A 16,581-nucleotide genomic window follows, 5' to 3' on the forward strand; every position below is an offset into this window, starting at 1 on the left:
CCCGAAGCTCCCGTTGGTCGCCGCTCAAACACCGTTTTTCACGCTCTTCGCGATCTCGTTGTGCGTTTCGTGGAGGTACTTCATGATCGCGCGGTCATAGACGCTGGTCGCCGTAAATGCGGCCACCGAGAGCATCTGACGTAGCGCGAAGTTGGTCGCACCGTCATTGTCTCGCATGCAGCCCAAGACAACTTCATACCAGCGTTCCCCAACCACCACCGCCACATCCCGGTGGTTCTTCGCCGCCGCGCGCACCATCGCCGGGCCGCCGATGTCGATGTTCTCGACCGCTTCCTCGTACGTCACGTCCGGCTTCGCCACCGTCTGCTCGAACGGATACAGGTTCACCACCACCAAATCGATCCCCGCGATCCCGTGCTCGGCCATGACGGCGTCGTCGGTGCCGCGGCGGGCGAGGATGCCCCCGTGGATCTTGGGGTGCAGCGTCTTGACCCGCCCGGCCATGATCTCGGGGAACCCCGTCACCTCGCTCACGTCCGTCACCGGCAGCCCCGCCTCGCGGAGTGTTCTGGCAGTCCCGCCGGTACTGAGCAGCTCGACGCCGAACTCCTCGTGCAGCGCCTTGGCGAACTCGACCAACCCGGTCTTATCGGACACGCTCAACAGGGCCCGCTTGATCGGCCGCAGCAATTCGCCATCGTTCTCGACGCTCATGGCGCAGCGTAGGCCGCGATCAGCAACGGAAGATCGGGACTGGCACGAGATGGGCATCTGGGTAAACTGGCGGACCTGCGTCGCCATTTCCGCATCGAATCAAGATTCAAGTCCCGCGGGTCGATGTTAAAACAGAGAAACTGGATAAGCCCCAACGGTCGTGCCCCATGGAAGGCCAACCCCGCTTATCGGACATGAAGGATTGTCAGGACAGTCGCATGAAGAGCGTGTTCACCACCGGCGAGGCCGCCGAGATCTGCAAGGTCTCCCAACAAACCATCATTCGATGCTTCGACTCCGGACGCCTCAAGGGATTCCGCGTCCCCGGCAGCCGCTTCCGTCGCATCCCCCGCGAAGCCCTCGTCCAGTTCATGCGCGACAACGGCATCCCACCCGACGCGCTCGAGTCCGGCAAGCAGCGCATCCTCGTCGTCGACGACGATCCCGAAATCGTGGAGCTTTTCGTCGACGTGCTGGAACGCGACGGCCGCTTCGAGGTCCGCACCGCCGGCACCGGCTACGAGGCCGGCCTGCTCACCAACGAGTTCAAGCCCGACCTGGTCATCCTCGACTACATGCTCCCCGACATCAACGGCAACATCGTCTGCCGACTCATGCGCGAGAAGCCCGAGTTCAACAACGTCAAGGTCGTCATCGTCTCCGGCGTGGTCAACCAGGACGAAATCGACGACCTGCTCGCCAGCGGTGCGGACGAGTTCGTGAAGAAGCCGTTCAACATCGAGCAGCTGATCGGCCGCGTGGGAGACATGTTGGGCGTCTAGGCCCTTGTTTGCCGATTCCGATAACTGAGCGACACGATGTCCGAACGGGTAGAGAAGATCATTCAGCAGTTGGAGCGCTTGCCGGCGCTGCCGGATGCTGCGCGATCGGTGCTCGGGGCATCGGACGGCAACGACGGCGTCATTGCGGCGATCACCGCAGACCCCGAACTGGCTGACCGCGCCGCCGCCCTGCTGGGCTGCACCGACATCAACGACGCCATGGTGCGACGCGGCTTCGCCGCGGTCCGTGCCGCCACGCTCACCGCCGCCGTCGTCGGCAACCTCGGCAACTCCGACACCGCCAAGACCCTCTGGCAACACAGCCTCGCGGTCGCCTGCGCCGCCGAGAAGCTCGCGGAGAAACTCCCCGACATTGACACCGCCGACGCGTTCCTCGCCGGCGCACTGCACGACCTCGGCAAGCTCGCCCTCGAAAAGCTCCTGCCCAAGGCGTACCAACGCGTCATCGAGGCGACCGAGTTGGCACGCACCGACATCGCCGAGATCGAGCACAAAATCCTCGGCCTCGATCACCACGACCTCGGCAAACGCCTGGCCGAGCACTGGCAAATGCCCGCCGCCGTCCGAGACGCGGCCTGGCTGCACAACAACGATGCCACCGGCGACCTCAAGGTCCTCGACGATCAGACCGACCACGCCCCGCTAATCCGCCTGATCACCCTCGCCGACCGCATCGTCCGCGATCAGCACCTGGGCTACTCGGGCAACCACGACTTCACGACCAAGCGCCGCGCCCTGCTCGCGGCGGCCCACATCCCCGAGGCCGACGCCGACGCGCTCGCCCTGGAACTGCTCGAAGTCATCGGCGACCGCGCCGCCGCCCTGGGCATCGACGACAACACCGACGGCGACCTCTACCAACGTGCCCTGCTCCGCGCCAACGACGAGCTCGGCCATGTCTCGGACCAGCTCGCGTCACGCAACCAGAAACTCTCGGCCCGCACGACGTACTTTGAAGCCCTTGCCGCGTTCAACGACAAGCTCATCCCCGACGCCCCGCGACACACCGTGCTCAAGGCGATCGGTGCCGCCGCGTCGCAACTGATCGGCTGCGACACCGCAGCGGCGTTCACCGTCTGCCCCGGCTACTCGACCGGCGACGTGCTGCTGCTCGACCGCGCCGGCGACACGCTACAAACCAACACGCTGCACGTCCCCGCCGGCGACGAGTCGCCGTACCCCGCGCTGCCCGATGAAGACTTGAAGCAAGGGGCCCCGCCGATCTTGTCGGTCGGTGACGAACTTGAGTGGGCGCTCGCGCCCGTGAGTCCGCGGCTCGGCGGGCCGGGGCGGTGGTGGGTACCGCTGGTCGCCGAGGGTCAGGTCGTGGGCGGCTTGGTCTGGGGCGCGGGCGACGACGAAGCCGACCGGCTCGCGGCACTCTCCGACGAAGTGCGCGGCCTCGCACAGACCTTCGCCATCGCCCTGCGCATGGCCCAGGTCCGCGACGAAGCCCGCGACGCCTCCGAACAACTCGCCGAGACCGCCCGTCGTTTGCAGAACGCGCAGGATGACGCGCTGCGTGCCAAGACGCTCATGGCCCTGGGCCAGGTCGCCGCCGGTGCGGCGCATGAGATGAACAACCCGCTGATGGTCATCTCCGGCCGCAGCCAGCTGCTCTTCCAACAGCTCAAGACCCGCGACCCGAACAACGCCGTCAAGGCCAAGCTCATCTTCGAGCAGAGCCAGAAGCTGTCGGAGATGATCAGCCAGCTGATGGAGTTCGCCCAGCCGCCCAAGGCGACGCGGCAGGCGACGAGCGTCGGCGATCTGCTCAAGCTTGCCTTCGCCGCGACACAGCCGCTCATCGAAGCGGGGCTCTGGCAAAAGCGCACCGTCGACACCGCACTCGGCGAAGTGCCGGCGGTCAACGTCGACCCGCACCACATCGCCGACGCGGTGGCCGAGGTCTTGGCGAACGCCCTGCAACACACGCCCGACGGCGGGACCGTCACCGTCACCGCCAGCCACGACGCCGCGAGTGAACGGGTCATCCTCGCCATCGCCGACAACGGCAGCGGCATGAGCGAGCAGGTCAAGCAACACGCCTGCGACCCGTTCTTCAGCGCCAAGCCGGCCGGCCGCCGCCGCGGCATGGGCCTGGCCAAAGCCCTACGCCGAGTCGACGCCATCGGCGGCTGGCTCAAAATCGAAAGCCGCCCGGATCAGGGGACGCGTGTGAGCATCCTGCTCCCCGCCACCGACGAACCCGCGATCGCGGTCGAGGCGATGGCGAAGGCGGGGTAACAACTTCATGGACCGGCAGCTTGTGATTCACTCAGTGTATTGACTAGCGAACCCCGTCCAGGTTTACGCACCGATCTTCGAAGCGGCCAGGCAAAGCAACAAGAGAAAAATGGCCCAGTTCGACGGCAACATGGCAGTGCGAGGCATAAACATCAGCATTGTCCAAATGGACACGGAAAACCAAACAAACGGAACCATGTGGGGTTTCCCCACACACACATAAAAGCACGATCCTGCGAACGGAAGGTAAAACCAGTTCCAAAGCCAGTACGATCTGCTTACCTGTCGCCTTCCTACACTTCTCAAAACAAACGCGACAACAATCACAAGAACAAAAAACGCCCAAACAGGGACTACTGATTCACGTACGCCTTGCCAACCGATCAACGCGAAGTTGACGTGAACGCTGACAAATGAAACAAGGACAATCGCTAGGGACTCACTACTTACGGGCAAGAATGATTCTTCCGAACGACTCCCCCACATTCGGGTAAAGCAAATTCCAAATAGCGGAGCAAACACCACAAGCCCTGTCAGTGCATCAGCCGTTTTGTAGTGGATGACCTCAAAGCCAATCTCCCACAGCTCTCTTGTCCAATTCGTCCAGCCGGCTGCGAGCGGGAGCAAGATCTGCCCTATCGAATCACCGTGAACAAGGCCAAGGCTGCCAACAATCAATGCAAAGGCATGCCAACCTGGTAGCAAGACAAGGCTCGCGCGCCATATCTGTGTTCCGATCAGCTTGAAAATGCCCGCTACATCTTGCTCCAAAACGCACCCCCCCATATACCTAGATTTGGTCGATGACTCATTTGACCTCACGCCCCCACAAGCGCGTCTTGCACGTTGATGATCTCCGCGTCTTCGTTACGCCGCAGGCTCGTCAGCAGCCGTTTGCCCATGATCGTGTTGACGCGGATCTTTTCGTCGTCGACGACTTCGCGGTGGTGGACCTGGCTGTTGGCTTCGAGGAAGGCCAGCAGTTCGCCGTTGGTGGCGTCGACCAAAAGCGTCACGTCGGCCTGCTCGCCGCGGACGGCTTCTTCGACGGCGTGGCGGACGGCCTCGATGCCGGTGCCGGTCTTGGCACTGATCGGCAACGCCTCGGGGTGCAGCGCACGCCAGTACGGCATCTGCTGTTCACCCTCGGTCGTGTCGACCTTGTTGAGCAAAAGCAACTGCGGCTTGTCGTCGGCACCGATCTCTTCGAGCACCTGCAACACCGATTCGTAGTGCGTCTCGGCATGCGGGTGGCCGACGTCGATGACGTGCAACAGCAAGTCCGCATGCACGGCTTCCTCGAGCGTCGCCTTGAACGACGCGACCAGATCGTGCGGCAGGTCGCGGACGAAGCCGACGGTGTCGCTCAGCAGCACCTGGTCATTGCGCGTGATGTGCCAGGCGCGGGTCTTGGTGTCGAGCGTGGCAAACAGCTTGTCGTCCGCGTAGGTGCTGGCGTCGGTGACGGTGTTGAACAGCGTGCTCTTTCCGGCGTTGGTGTAGCCGACGACACAGACGGTGAAGTGAACGTTGTTGCGCTTCTCGACTTCGCGGGACTTTCGGGCTTGGACTTTGGCGATCTTCGCCTTGAGGTCGCCGATGCGTTTGCGGACGAGTCGGCGGTCGATTTCGAGCTGTTGTTCGCCGGGGCCGCGCGTGCCGATGCCAATCGCACCGCCGGCGGCGATGCGTTCGAGGTGGCCCCACATGCGGGTGAGCCGGGGGTAGGTATATTCCATTTGCGCGAGCTCGACTTGCAGCTTGGCCTCGTGCGTGGTGGCGCGGGCGGCGAAGATGTCGAGGATCAGCTCGGAGCGGTCGATGATCTTCACGCCCTTCAAGCGCGGCGATTTGAGCTCGCGGTTGATAAGCGTTTCGAGGCCGCCGATCTGCGCGGGGGACAGGTCGTTGTCGAAGATGACGAGGTTGGCCTTGTGCTTCTTGGCAGCGCGGGCGATCTCCTTGGCCTTGCCGGTGCCGACGTAGAGGCCGGGGTGCGGGGTGTCGCGGTTCTGGGTGACGCGCGCGGCCTCGACCGCGCCGGCGGTCTTGGCCAGCGAGGAAATTTCGCCCATCGGGTCGCGCGGGTCGGCCGTCGAATCCGGCAGCGTCACCTGCACCAACACCGCCCGCTCGTCGCCGACTTTCAGTTCCGTTCGCTTCAGATCACTCACGCCAGGTCTCCTCTGTCCGATCACCTTAACAATCGGGCGTTAACACGATGCTAGCATCCGCCCATGCGACCCACTGGTAAGGAAGCCACCAAAGTCAACAAACGATATACCGCCGGGGTGCTGGCGTATCTCGACGAGCAGATGGAGACGCTGCGCGACCAGATGCCCGCGGCGATCGACAAGGAGAACGAGAAAGCCGTCCACCGCAGCCGAGTGGCGACGCGTCGGCTCAAGAGCGGCCTGGGCATGCTCGAACCGCTGCTGCCCGATGCCAAGGCGAAGAAGCTGCTGGTCACCGGCAAGAAGCTCCGCCGTCGGCTCGGCCCGGTCCGCGACCTCGACGTGATGATCGGCCACCTCGGCGACCTGCCCGCGGCCCAGCGCCGCCGCTTCGCCCCGTCGATCACGTTCCTCCGCGAGAAGCTCGAAGCCCAACGCCCGAAGGTTCGCAAGGGCCTGCATAAAGGCCCCGACCCCGACGCACTGCTCGAAACCTTCGGCGGCTGGTGGGTCGTGCGGCAACAGGTGCTCGGCCTGGCCGACGCGGTGTGGGCGACGCTTTCGAGCAACGTCCATGACCAGCTGCACGAGTTCGCGCGTCAGGCCGATGAGTGCGCGGGGGTGACCGAGCCGAATCCCGATGGGCCGAAGCTCGACGTCCACGAGCTGCGCATCGCCGGCAAGGCGCTGCGTTACACGCTGGAGATCGCCGACTCCGCCGGCGTGCATCTGCCCAAGACCGTCGCCCGGCAGTTCAAAGCGATGCAGGACGACCTCGGGCTTTGGCACGACTTCGTCATCCTCGCCGACCGTGCGGTGCGCGAGGCGATCGACGCGGAACTCGTGCTGCATGAGTCGGAGCTGGCCCGCAACATCCTCGACATGGGCAAGGCCCTGCTCACACTCAGCGAGCGCCACCTGGAGAAGTTCCGCAAGCACTGGCGCGACAACGGCAAGACGCTGGTCGAGACCGTGCATGCCGCGTTCCCCGTCACCGCGGAAGCCGAGGGGCCGGCCGAAGCCGCTCAACCCGATACCGAAACCACCGTCGAGCAAGACCCGGCCCCCGAGTTGGAGTTCATCCGCAGCGACCGCCCCACTGCCGCCGACGAAACAACCGTGCCGGCGTCGTCGTAGAAAGCGCTCAGCCTTCCGGCGTGTGGAAAGCCCACGCCTTCAGGCGTGGGTCCGCGTCGCCGTCGACCGACCCACGGCTGAAGCCGTGGGCTTTCTACTTGCTCTATCCTCTTGATCGGATGCGTGCGTTTTCCAGCGTTCACTACTACACCCCCCTGCCGGCCGGGCATGTGTTCCCGATGCAAAAGTTCCCGCAGTCGGCGGCCTGGCTGGTCGCTGACGGCACGATCGCACGAGCCGAAGACCCCGGGATGATCGCGCGGACCGACCTGCTGCGTGTGCACACAGCCGAGTACGTCGACGCGATCCGTGATGCGACGCTCGATGAACAGACTGCACGCAAGCTCGGACTGCCGACAGGCAACGGACTTTCGCTACGCAGCCACGCGGCGGCAGCCGGGACACTCGCCGCGGCGCAGGCCGCGCTCACCAACGGCATCGCCGCCAACCTCGCCGGCGGCACGCATCACGCCTTCGCCGACCGCGGCGAGGGCTTCTGCGTCTTCAACGACGTCGCCATCGCCATCCGCGCCCTGCGCAACGACGAGCCCTGGCTGCGCGTCATCGTCGTCGACCTCGACGCCCACCAGGGCAACGGCACCAACGCGCTCTTCGCCGAAGACCCCGCGACGTTCACGTTCAACATGCACGTCGGCCGCAACTACCCGTCGACGAAAGTTCCCGGCGACATCGACATCGGCCTGCCACGCTTCGTCGACGGCCCGCGCTACCTCAGCGAACTCCGCACCGCCCTGCCCGAAGCCATCCGCCGCGCCGATGCCGACCTGGCGTTTTACGTCAGCGGCGCCGACCCGCACGAGGAAGACCGCTTCGGCCAGATGCGCTTGACCACGGCCGAGATGGCCGAACGCGACCGCCACACCATCGGCACCCTCCGCGACGCCGGCCTGCCCGTCTGCGTGTTGTACGGCGGCGGCTACTCCCGCGTCCCGGGGATGACCGCGGCGCTGCACTGCCAGACGGTGCGAATTGCCGCGATCATCGGGTAGACTCAACGCGTGGCTGAGCTTCACGTATCTGCGACTGACGGGCGGATCGAACTGCCCAACGGCGGTGTGATCGGCGCGGTATTGACACCGCCACTGCTCGCGTCGAGCCCGGCACTGCGCGATGCGAGGGAATGGGATGCGGGCACGCGTCCGTTCATGCACTACGATCTTCGCAACGCAGGAACGCACGACGGTCGGCCTGTTCTTGCGCGTTTGAGCTTCCACGAAGCCTTGCTCCTGCGGGTGCATGTGACGGTCAGCCACTACCCGCCCGAGGCAAAAGGCTGGGAGTCGTACTCGCTTGAGATTGAGTCAGCGGCCAAGGCGTGCCATGACGAACTCTGCCGCGGTTGGTTTGATGGGTTGGCCCGTGCGAAGCGTGTTGGCAGCTCCGATCCGAACGGCGTCGGTCCGGCGTTGGAGTGGTCCTTCGATTGGGGCACGGTCGGCTCGTACCACGACGACCGCGGCGGCGACACATTCATCGGGATCGCGTACGGCAATCGATTGGCCGAGGCTCAGCGGCGATACCGGAGAAGCGAACAGCGGCGCGACATAGCTCGAACGTGGCAGGCCGTGCCTGCCCTACGCGGAGACCAGACGTTCGATCTCGCGGCGGGCGCGTTCTTGTTTGGGGTAGCGGATTTCGCGGTAGCCGGTGACTTCCTGGGGGGCGCGCAGGACGTGCAACGCGCGGTCGTAGCCCTCGGTGGTGGTGAGGTCGAGCTTGGGGAGTTGGCGTAGGAAGAAGTCGCGGAAGCCGGTCTCGCGGCCGTGCCAGCCGGGGAGCTTGCGGACCAGGCGACCCTTGGCCGCGAGCTTGAGCATCCACGGCTTGGTCTTGAAGTTGAGCCGAAGCTTCCACGGGCCAATCGGCACCTCGGGGGAGTTGTGGTGCGTGTACTCGATGCGGTCGCCGTTGGCCTCGTCGATGGCGTACTTCTTCTTGTCACGCTCGTACTTCTCCGGCCGGCTCAGCAGGTGGGCGACCCACGGCTCGTCCTTGATCAGCATCACCTTCGCGACCGACCAGACCGCGGCATGGGCGGCTTCATACTTCTGGTCGGCACTATCACGCCGGTACACGCCGCGCACCGCGTCGAGGTAACGCTTGGCGTACTGCGGCCCGCCCCAGCTCAGCGTGTCGTACACGCGGATCAGCAGGTCGTACATGCCCTCGTCGGAGAGGTTGGGCATGACTTTCACGGCATGGCCGCAGAGCGTTTCGAAGACGCCGGCGGTCTTCTTGCGACCGGTGCGGTTCAGCAGGTCGAGCTTCTCGCGGAGCAGGTTTTCCCAGGTCTTGGCGGGCTCCTCGGCGAGGAAGCCGGGGTCGAGCGCGAGGCGTCGGCCCATGCGGAAGGCGAGCAGGTTTCGCTCACGGTCGCGCTTGCCGAAGGTGCCGATGGCTTTCTCCAAGACGTCGGCGGTCGTCGGGATCTCGCCCCGCTGGAACGCCACGCCCACCGCGAGGACGTTCACGTACTGCGAACTGCCCAGGTGCGTCTGGCAGAGGTCGGAAAGGTTGCGGGCGTAGGCGCGGGAGGCGTCGCAGCGTTCGCTGATCCGGCCGGCGAGTTCGTCGGGATCGAAGTCTTCCTGACCGAGCAGGCCCGAGACGGTCGCCTGCTTGTGCGTGTTGAGCACGGCGGCGGTCCGCTGCTTGTGGGCGATGCGGTAGCTCTCGCGCGGGTCGGTGGCGCGGGCGGCTTCGAGGATGTCGATGCCCAGGAGCAAGTCCGCGTGGCCGTAGGGGATGAGCCCGGTCGGCGCGGTCGCGGGATCGAAGGTGTCGTTGGATCGGCCCAGCCAACAGAGCTGCGCGAAGACGCCGCCGTTGCGGATGGCCAGGCCTTTCTTCTCGTTGAACACGACACGTCGACCGGCGAAGTGCCCCGCCGTCACGAGTACCGCCGCGACGGTGCCCACGCCCATGCCGCCGACGCCCGTGAGGTGGCAGCGCCAGTCCTCGTCGTTGCCGAGGCGCGGCGTCGGGTCCGGCAGGTTGGTCACGTCGAACTCGAGCTTCTTGGCCTTGCCGCCGCGGATGATCTTCACTTCCTCGAAGCTCGGGCACGGCTTGACGCTCTCGGCGATCTCGTTGGTCACCCGCACACGCTCACACGCGCCGTCGTTCACGCACCAGGTCAGGTCCGTGTCGATCTTGCGGCCGTAGTCGGTATCGACCGGCTTGAGCCCGGGGCACGCGGTCGCCTTGGTGCATTCGAGGCAGTGCTCGCACACCTCGGGCGTGATGTTCATGTGCGTCTTGGTCGGCACGAAGCCGAACTTCTCGGCGGTCTTCTGCTCCTCGCGCTTCTTGCGGCGGTGCAGGGTGATGCCGCACTCCTTGTCGGCGATGAGCACCTTCACGCCGTCGGCGAGGATGGTCTGCTCGAGCTTGGTCTTCCAGAGCTCACGGTCGGCCGGGTCGGCACGGAAAACAGTTGCCCCTTGCACGCCGCGGACGATGTTCTCGATCTCCTGCATCGGGAACGGGTCGCCAAGCAGGTCGTTCTCGGTCGCGGCGTGGCCTTGGTGGCCGGTCATCGCGGTGGTGCCGTTCTGCAGGATGATGAAGGTCAGGTCCTGCCGGGCGGCGACGGCGTTGGCGATGGCTACCTGGCCGGAGTGGAAGAACGTACCGTCGCCCATGAAGACGATCTGCTTGTTCTTCTCGGGATCAAGGAACGCGTCGATGCCGCTGCCGGTGCCGCCGCCCAGACCCATGCCGCTGTAGTTGTGCATGAGCTGTTCCGTGGGCGGGAACATGAGCATGGTGTAGCAGCCGGTGTCGCCGTGGGCGATGAGGTCGATCGGGCCGCGCTTGTGATTACGGCGCATGTAGTCGGCGTCGGAGAGCAGCTTACGGACTTCGAGCAGAAGCGCCGACGAGTCGCGGTGCGGGCAGCCGGGGCAGAACGTTGGCGTGCGGGCCGGCAGCTTCGGCTCGGCGTCGATCTTCTCGTTGGTCGTCACTGCTGCGGTTGCGGCGCCAAGAACTTCGAGCTTGCGTCGGCTCACCTCGCGCATGATCGCGAGCTTGGCCTCGATCTTCTCCATGGCATCGGGCGCCGCTTCCTTGAGCATCGGAGCGAGTAGCTGCAGCAGCAACGACGGGTTGAGCCCACGCGTCTCGGGGATGCCGGCCTTGTTGCCCGGGAACTTCTTGCCGAAGAGCCGACGCGTGAGGTCGACCGCCTGCTCCGTCGGCAGTTCACGCTGCACGGCGTCACGCAAATTCTTTTCGACAAAACTGCGCCGCTCTTCGAGCACGACCATGTGCTCGCACTGCTGGCCGAACTCCGCAAGTAGCTTTGCGTCGGCCGGGTAGCACATGCCAAGGTGCAGCACGGGGAAGCGCCCGGTGAGCCCGAGGTCGCGCAGGACGTGGCGAAGGTAGGTGTCGGACATGCCCGTCGTGACGAAGCCGATCGGGGCATGGCCGGCGGCCTTGGCGGGGATGATCTTGTTGAGGCCGAGTTCGCGGGCGACCTTGCAGGCGCGCTCGTGCCGTTCGGGCATGGTCAGTTCCTGCTGCCACGTGCGCGGCGGGAGCAGGACGCGGTCGAGGTCGATCTTCTGACTCTCCAGCGCCATGCGCTGGTTGGTGTTGACGGCCGGCCAATGGTTCGGCTTGACGTCGACGCTGCCACCGCCGTCGACTTGGTTGGTGGTGACGACGTAGCCGACGTACAGCCCAGCGGCACGCGACAGTTCGAAGCTCAGCGCGATCCAGTCCTTGAGTTCCTGCCCGCTGCCCGGCTCGACGATCGCCATGCGCAAGTGCTCACACAGGAACCGGCTGTCGGCCGGCACCTGCGTCGAGTCGCACCACGGGTCGTCGCCGCAGATCACGATCGCCCCGCCTTCGGGGTGCGGTCCGCCGAGGTTGCCCAAGGCCATCGCATCCGATGCGACGTGAACGCCGACGGACTTCATCGCCACGATCCCTCGGCAAGCGGCCATCTGGGAGCCGTTGAGCGACGCGACCGACAACGCTTCGTTGGCCGACTGAAACGCGCGAATGCCCTTGTGCTTGAGCAGCGGCCCGATCGACTGGGCCGCATCAAAGAAGCCCGCCACCGGCGAGCCCGGATACCCGCCCAGCAGATGCACACCGCCCGGCGTCTCGAGGCAGCCCTTGATCAGAAGCTCGTTGCCGGTAAAGACGTTGACGCCCTGTTCCTGGAGGAAACGGGGGTCGGTCTTCGGGAGCGGGACGCTGGCCTGTCCGTCGTCGGCGGGCATGGTGGTACCGCCGCTCGGCGGGATCGAGCGTGAAACAACGGCGCTCTTGGTCTTCGACGTGGCGGAAGCGATCGTCATGGCAGGGTTGGCAAGTGCGGGGCTGAAACTCCGACCGACCGAGAATTATCGGCACAACGGTCAGCTTCACGTCAGCCCGTCGGCTCACCCAAGAGCGAGCGACGGCCGCGCGGTGCGACGGGCGGGTCCACACCAGGCCCCCAAGTTCCGTCGCGAGGTGCCCCACGCGTACCGGTCAGGATAGGTCCGCCTACCCCGATCGCAACGTTGACGATTGAATTGAACTGCTTGGGTGCGGCAGTTTGACGCACTCCTGTTCCTCGGCGGCGACGGCCAAGGTCGACTCGCTATTTCAAAAGCCGATTGCGGGCTTCGAGCAGTTTGGGCTCGATGTGCCTTTGCAAGCCGGTGAGTTTGAACTTGCGGCTGATCACGTCGGTGGCCCAGAGGGGCAGGCCGAGGCTCTTCCAGCGGAAGGCTATACGACCACGCCTGTCGTTGAGCCGCAGGGCCAAACGTTGGAACGGGCCGGGCTTGATCGGCGGGTGGCCGCTGGGCTGATAGCCGCGTGCAGGGAGTAACGATCCGACCCTGCCCTCGACAAGCCCGATCTCCTTCGCGGTGAGCTTGCGACGCCACTGCTCGACGAGCCGGGGGTCCGGCGCGTCGTAGGTCGTCGTGTTCTGGTAACTGAGCAGCCCGTCACTCCACTCGACGCCGAGGAACTCGCAGATGCGTTCGAGCGTCTTGCGCGGGTTCAGGATGAGTTCTTCCTGGCGGACTTCCATGAACCGGCCGATCGGCAGCGCGGCACGAAGCTCGGCCCACTGACGTTCGACGTGAATCCAGCGGGTGACGCCGTGGTAGACGTTTCCCGACCAACCCATGCCGATGCAGCTACGGGCGACGTCGCGGGGATCGCGGACGATGTGGATGTACCGCGCCCACGGCCAGAGCCGGGGCAGTTGGTCGATGCAGCGATGCACCATGGCCAGGATCTGGCCGTCTTGGTTGTCGGCACGCATCTTCGCCTGATGCAGGAAGCTATTGGCGAGGTTGCGATAATCGAGATGCGGATCGCAGGTGAAGCCGTGGCTGGCGAAAATCCAGTCCTTGGCAACCGCATCACGAAGCACGTCCGCCGACGGCAGTGGCTGACCGACGCTCTGCTGAATCTGCCGGGCCGTGCGGAACATGTGCGGCTCGGTCAACGGATCTACGACGTACTCGAACTCCGACAAGACCGAAAGCTTCTCATGGCCGCCGAGCATCAATCGCAGCAGCGTCGTGCCCGATCGTTCCGCGCCGACGATGAACGCCGGCTCGTCCTGCAACGGCGCGGCTGGCGTGGATGCCGCACCCGCATATCGGACGTCCGAAACAGGCTGGGGCGTGGGCTTCGGCCGATCGACCGTGACGGACCCCTCAGACGACCGAACTTCCGGCGCGCGCTCGGCCGTCGGGATGGCTGCAACAGCACTATGGGCAGACATGTTTGGCGTATCGGTCATACACCTCCCGACATTGCACGCCAAACGGCACGGTTGGTTCCAATAGCCAGCGTCCCACCCTGCCGACAACGTGAAGAAGCCTAACAAATGGACCCGTGGGTCGATCCACGCGCCGACCGTTCTATCGGAGCAAGCGGACCGAATCGACGATCGCCTGAGCGTCGGGGACCGTCGCGTCGAACTTGTCCGCGGCCGACGTATAGGTCGCGACCACCGCGACCTGCGGGTCGAGCAGGATGTACCACTGGCGAACTTTAAGCGAAACGCCCTGCGTCTCGAACTCGACGTCCATCATCAACGACGCCGCCCCGGCAGTCTGCCCGGCGGCGGGCTCGGTGGCTTGGAGGCCGGGATACTGGGCTCCAAGCTGGGCGACGCTTGCGTCCATGATCGGCCGCATCTCGTCGATCGTGATCGGGCCTTCGGCGACGGGCTTGGGAACCTGACGAATGCCAAGGTTTTCGCCGAAGTTATCGGGGCCACCCTCCTGCGGGGCGAAGATCGTCAGTTGCGTCGGGTTCGACTCGTCGACCCGCCAGGCATTGACAAGGTCGACGGAAAGACCGTACCTGGGGCTGTCGTGGGTCACCGGGCCAGCGGGAACCGGTGCGTTGCCCGCGGCGGGTGCGTTGCCCGCCAGAGGGTCGGCCGGCTGGTTCACGGCTTCCTCGGCAAGTTGGACCGACTCCATGACCCGCCCGGCCAGACCCGCATAACGATCGAACGTGGCACGCCGGGTCGTAACCGTCGCGATCACCGCCGATTGAGGCCCGGTCAGCAAGTACCACTGCCGCCCCGTCATCTCGATCCCGTCGACCGACATCTTGTACGTCATCACCAAACCCGGCCGGCCGGCAATGGCGACATCCTCGACGGGCGTGGTTTCAAACCCGTCGAACTGCTGGGCGAGTTGCTGCTGACCGGTGAGTGCGCCTTGGCGGAGCATCGGGATCGTGACCTGACCCTGCTCGGCCGGCACGTCGATGCGAAGAAAGTTCATGTTCTCCGAAAAGTCGTCCTCGGGCCCATCGAGCGGGGCGTAGAGGAAAAGCTGATTCGGATCGGCGGGGTCGACGGTCCAGCCTTCCGGCACACCGACCGCCAGTCGATGCGGCGCGCTGGTTTGTATCGTCAGCGCCACAGGCTCGGTCGCCGGTGCGGGCTCGGCGGACACGCCGGGCACGGTCAACAACATCGCCGAACCGGCCAACAACACCGCACGGAGCATCTTCTTGGATTTGAGCATGCTCGCAGCGTAACCACTTTGAACCGCAGTGCATCCGACGCAGCAACGAGAATTGATCCAACGACAATCGAAATGAAACGGCTCGGGCCGACGCTCACACGTCGAGCACATCCCGGGCAAACTACGCGACAAGCGCCGTCACCGCGCCTTGGCCACCGGCGAACACCGGTGCGCGGATCATTCCCAAGGCGTATTCGGCTCATGACCCGGATCGCGAAAGGCTACCGTGACATCAATCAACGACTCCCGACCCCGTTTCCGCCCCAGCGAAAAGGACCCTTACACCTTTTTCTCGCCACACCTTTTTCTCGCCCAACGACTAATAGACTCGCTGTGACACAATTTGATCAATATCAGACACATCGTACCGCCCATTTGTCTTCTTGGCCCCTTCGACCAATATCAACTCAACTCTATCGGTGCCGCGAATAGTGACAATAAAGTCTTCGTAACGAGTACCATTAGTAGCTGACACAACCACCCATTCGCCATTCCGATGCCACTGCAAAACGCCGTCTTTCGACCAAAAAACATGGCCCATATCGTCAGACAGATTTGACTGCCCAGACTCTAACGGCCGGCGAGCGGAGTTAAGAAACCGATCCGGCTCCACACTCAGGAGATTCTTCTGGACTAGCTCGGAGTGGTAAAGCCACCCAACCCCACCAGCCCACCGCACATACACACGGCAATCATGCCCTTTAGAGTTAACAAGCTGGACCGACAAGTCCCCATCACGAATACTCCAATCAGTCAATCGCGAGATGCTTTGCGAAGTCTCTGGCGTAACTTCACCAGAAAGCACCACATCCGAGTCACCAGCACGCAGCATAAGCCAATCATGATTGGCCAATGCAATCATATAAGCTAGAAACACCCCACCAGCCGCTGCCAGAACTCCGGCAGTGACCAGAACGAGACGCCAGATGCCGCGACGATGCGGCATGGCAGAGTAGTTTAGATGTCGATGAAGTGCTCTGATACTGGAAATCCTGGCATAGTCCAAACAGAAGTTACATGAGCCTTGACGGTTCCGTCCAAATCCACAAAGACAACTACCTCGATATCAGATCCCCTCGGGATGTTCAGGTGTCCTAGACTATTCCCGTCTAGAAACCAAAGCTTCCAACCATATGGCAGATTGAGCCGATGTTGCCCATTTCCAAGATTCTCAAGTAAACCAGGATCGCCCCGAAACTCAGTCCACGCGTGTGGTCGCCAGCGATCTCGTGCAGCCGCGTTTGGCCCCAAATCAATGCCATCCTCACCTATTGTATCATCCGGACCATCACCCAAAGTTTCGTATGGATCGACCAAGGGGGAATCTGGAGAATCAGGCAAATCGGCAAACACAGCGTCGTCCACCGTTACGTCAATATCCCCTCTGTCAATCAGAACGTTAGTCTCGACCGTCGTGTCCACCCGTGCAACGAGATTTTCCACAATCTCGGCGTCACCATCATCGACGGCCGCCAGCGAGTAGGTCGCCATGTCTTCGCCGGGGGCGAA

Annotated in this window: 12 protein-coding genes; 4 read left to right on the forward strand and 8 right to left on the reverse strand. The window is 64.1% G+C overall.

Annotation, left to right across the window (positions count from 1 at the left end; all coding sequences use genetic code 11):
* Positions 1-24 precede the first annotated feature (24 nt).
* Positions 25-675: a hypothetical protein gene (locus AAGD32_16450; protein ID MEM8875839.1), complete on the reverse strand. Its 651-nt coding sequence runs from the start codon at positions 673-675 to the stop codon at positions 25-27.
* Between the two features lie 167 nt (positions 676-842).
* On the opposite strand from AAGD32_16450, the gene AAGD32_16455 reads away from it, so the two are divergent.
* Positions 843-1,457 carry a response regulator gene (locus AAGD32_16455; GenBank protein MEM8875840.1) on the forward strand — a complete coding sequence of 205 codons (615 nt, stop codon included), beginning with the start codon at positions 843-845 and terminating at the stop codon, positions 1,455-1,457.
* A 36-nt stretch (positions 1,458-1,493) separates the two neighbouring features.
* The gene (locus AAGD32_16460) at positions 1,494-3,725 is read left to right on the forward strand and encodes an HDOD domain-containing protein (GenBank protein ID MEM8875841.1); all 2,232 of its coding nucleotides are present in this window, start codon (positions 1,494-1,496) and stop codon (positions 3,723-3,725) included.
* Between the two features lie 63 nt (positions 3,726-3,788).
* On the opposite strand, the gene AAGD32_16465 is transcribed toward AAGD32_16460, so the two are convergent.
* Positions 3,789-4,496, reverse strand: coding sequence for a hypothetical protein (locus AAGD32_16465; protein MEM8875842.1), 708 nt, complete (start codon positions 4,494-4,496; stop codon positions 3,789-3,791).
* Positions 4,497-4,543: 47 nt separating this feature from the next.
* Complete coding sequence (gene hflX, locus AAGD32_16470) at positions 4,544-5,899, reverse strand: GTPase HflX (protein MEM8875843.1); 1,356 nt, start codon at positions 5,897-5,899, stop codon at positions 4,544-4,546.
* 63 nt (positions 5,900-5,962) lie between these two features.
* Here hflX and AAGD32_16475 point away from each other — a divergent pair, with 63 nt between their 5' ends.
* Both AAGD32_16475 and AAGD32_16480 read left to right on the forward strand, forming a co-directional pair.
* On the forward strand, positions 5,963-7,036 hold the full coding sequence (locus AAGD32_16475; protein ID MEM8875844.1) for a CHAD domain-containing protein: 1,074 nt from the start codon (positions 5,963-5,965) through the stop codon (positions 7,034-7,036).
* Between the two features lie 119 nt (positions 7,037-7,155).
* A complete protein-coding gene (locus AAGD32_16480; protein ID MEM8875845.1) occupies positions 7,156-8,046 on the forward strand; it encodes a histone deacetylase in 891 nt (296 codons plus the stop codon).
* Between the two features lie 585 nt (positions 8,047-8,631).
* Here AAGD32_16480 and AAGD32_16485 read toward each other — a convergent pair.
* The 5 genes from AAGD32_16485 to AAGD32_16505 form a co-directional block, all read right to left on the reverse strand.
* The gene (locus tag AAGD32_16485; protein MEM8875846.1) at positions 8,632-12,375 is read right to left on the reverse strand and encodes a DUF6537 domain-containing protein; all 3,744 of its coding nucleotides are present in this window, start codon (positions 12,373-12,375) and stop codon (positions 8,632-8,634) included.
* 287 nt (positions 12,376-12,662) lie between these two features.
* On the reverse strand, positions 12,663-13,826 hold the full coding sequence (locus tag AAGD32_16490; GenBank protein MEM8875847.1) for a sulfotransferase: 1,164 nt from the start codon (positions 13,824-13,826) through the stop codon (positions 12,663-12,665).
* Positions 13,827-13,947: 121 nt separating this feature from the next.
* Positions 13,948-15,072, reverse strand: a complete 1,125-nt coding sequence (locus AAGD32_16495) for a hypothetical protein (GenBank protein MEM8875848.1) — start codon at positions 15,070-15,072, stop codon at positions 13,948-13,950.
* 319 nt (positions 15,073-15,391) lie between these two features.
* Positions 15,392-16,018, reverse strand: a complete 627-nt coding sequence (locus AAGD32_16500) for a hypothetical protein (protein ID MEM8875849.1) — start codon at positions 16,016-16,018, stop codon at positions 15,392-15,394.
* 11 nt (positions 16,019-16,029) lie between these two features.
* The coding region (locus AAGD32_16505; GenBank protein MEM8875850.1) for a hypothetical protein at positions 16,030-16,581 on the reverse strand (552 nt) is incomplete at its 5' end.

The sequence above is a fragment of the Planctomycetota bacterium genome (assembly GCA_039182125.1).
In the GTDB taxonomy this organism is placed as follows: domain Bacteria; phylum Planctomycetota; class Phycisphaerae; order Tepidisphaerales; family Tepidisphaeraceae; genus JBCDCH01.

Coding starts and splice junctions, on each gene's coding strand:
- AAGD32_16450 (MEM8875839.1), bottom strand. CDS start 675: ATGAGCGTCGAGAACGATGGCGAATTGCTGCGGCCGATCAAGCGGGCC.
- AAGD32_16455 (MEM8875840.1), top strand. CDS start 843: ATGGAAGGCCAACCCCGCTTATCGGACATGAAGGATTGTCAGGACAGT.
- AAGD32_16460 (MEM8875841.1), top strand. CDS start 1,494: ATGTCCGAACGGGTAGAGAAGATCATTCAGCAGTTGGAGCGCTTGCCG.
- AAGD32_16475 (MEM8875844.1), top strand. CDS start 5,963: ATGCGACCCACTGGTAAGGAAGCCACCAAAGTCAACAAACGATATACC.
- AAGD32_16480 (MEM8875845.1), top strand. CDS start 7,156: ATGCGTGCGTTTTCCAGCGTTCACTACTACACCCCCCTGCCGGCCGGG.
- AAGD32_16485 (MEM8875846.1), bottom strand. CDS start 12,375: ATGACGATCGCTTCCGCCACGTCGAAGACCAAGAGCGCCGTTGTTTCA.
- AAGD32_16490 (MEM8875847.1), bottom strand. CDS start 13,826: ATGACCGATACGCCAAACATGTCTGCCCATAGTGCTGTTGCAGCCATC.
- AAGD32_16495 (MEM8875848.1), bottom strand. CDS start 15,072: ATGCTCAAATCCAAGAAGATGCTCCGTGCGGTGTTGTTGGCCGGTTCG.
- AAGD32_16500 (MEM8875849.1), bottom strand. CDS start 16,018: ATGCCGCATCGTCGCGGCATCTGGCGTCTCGTTCTGGTCACTGCCGGA.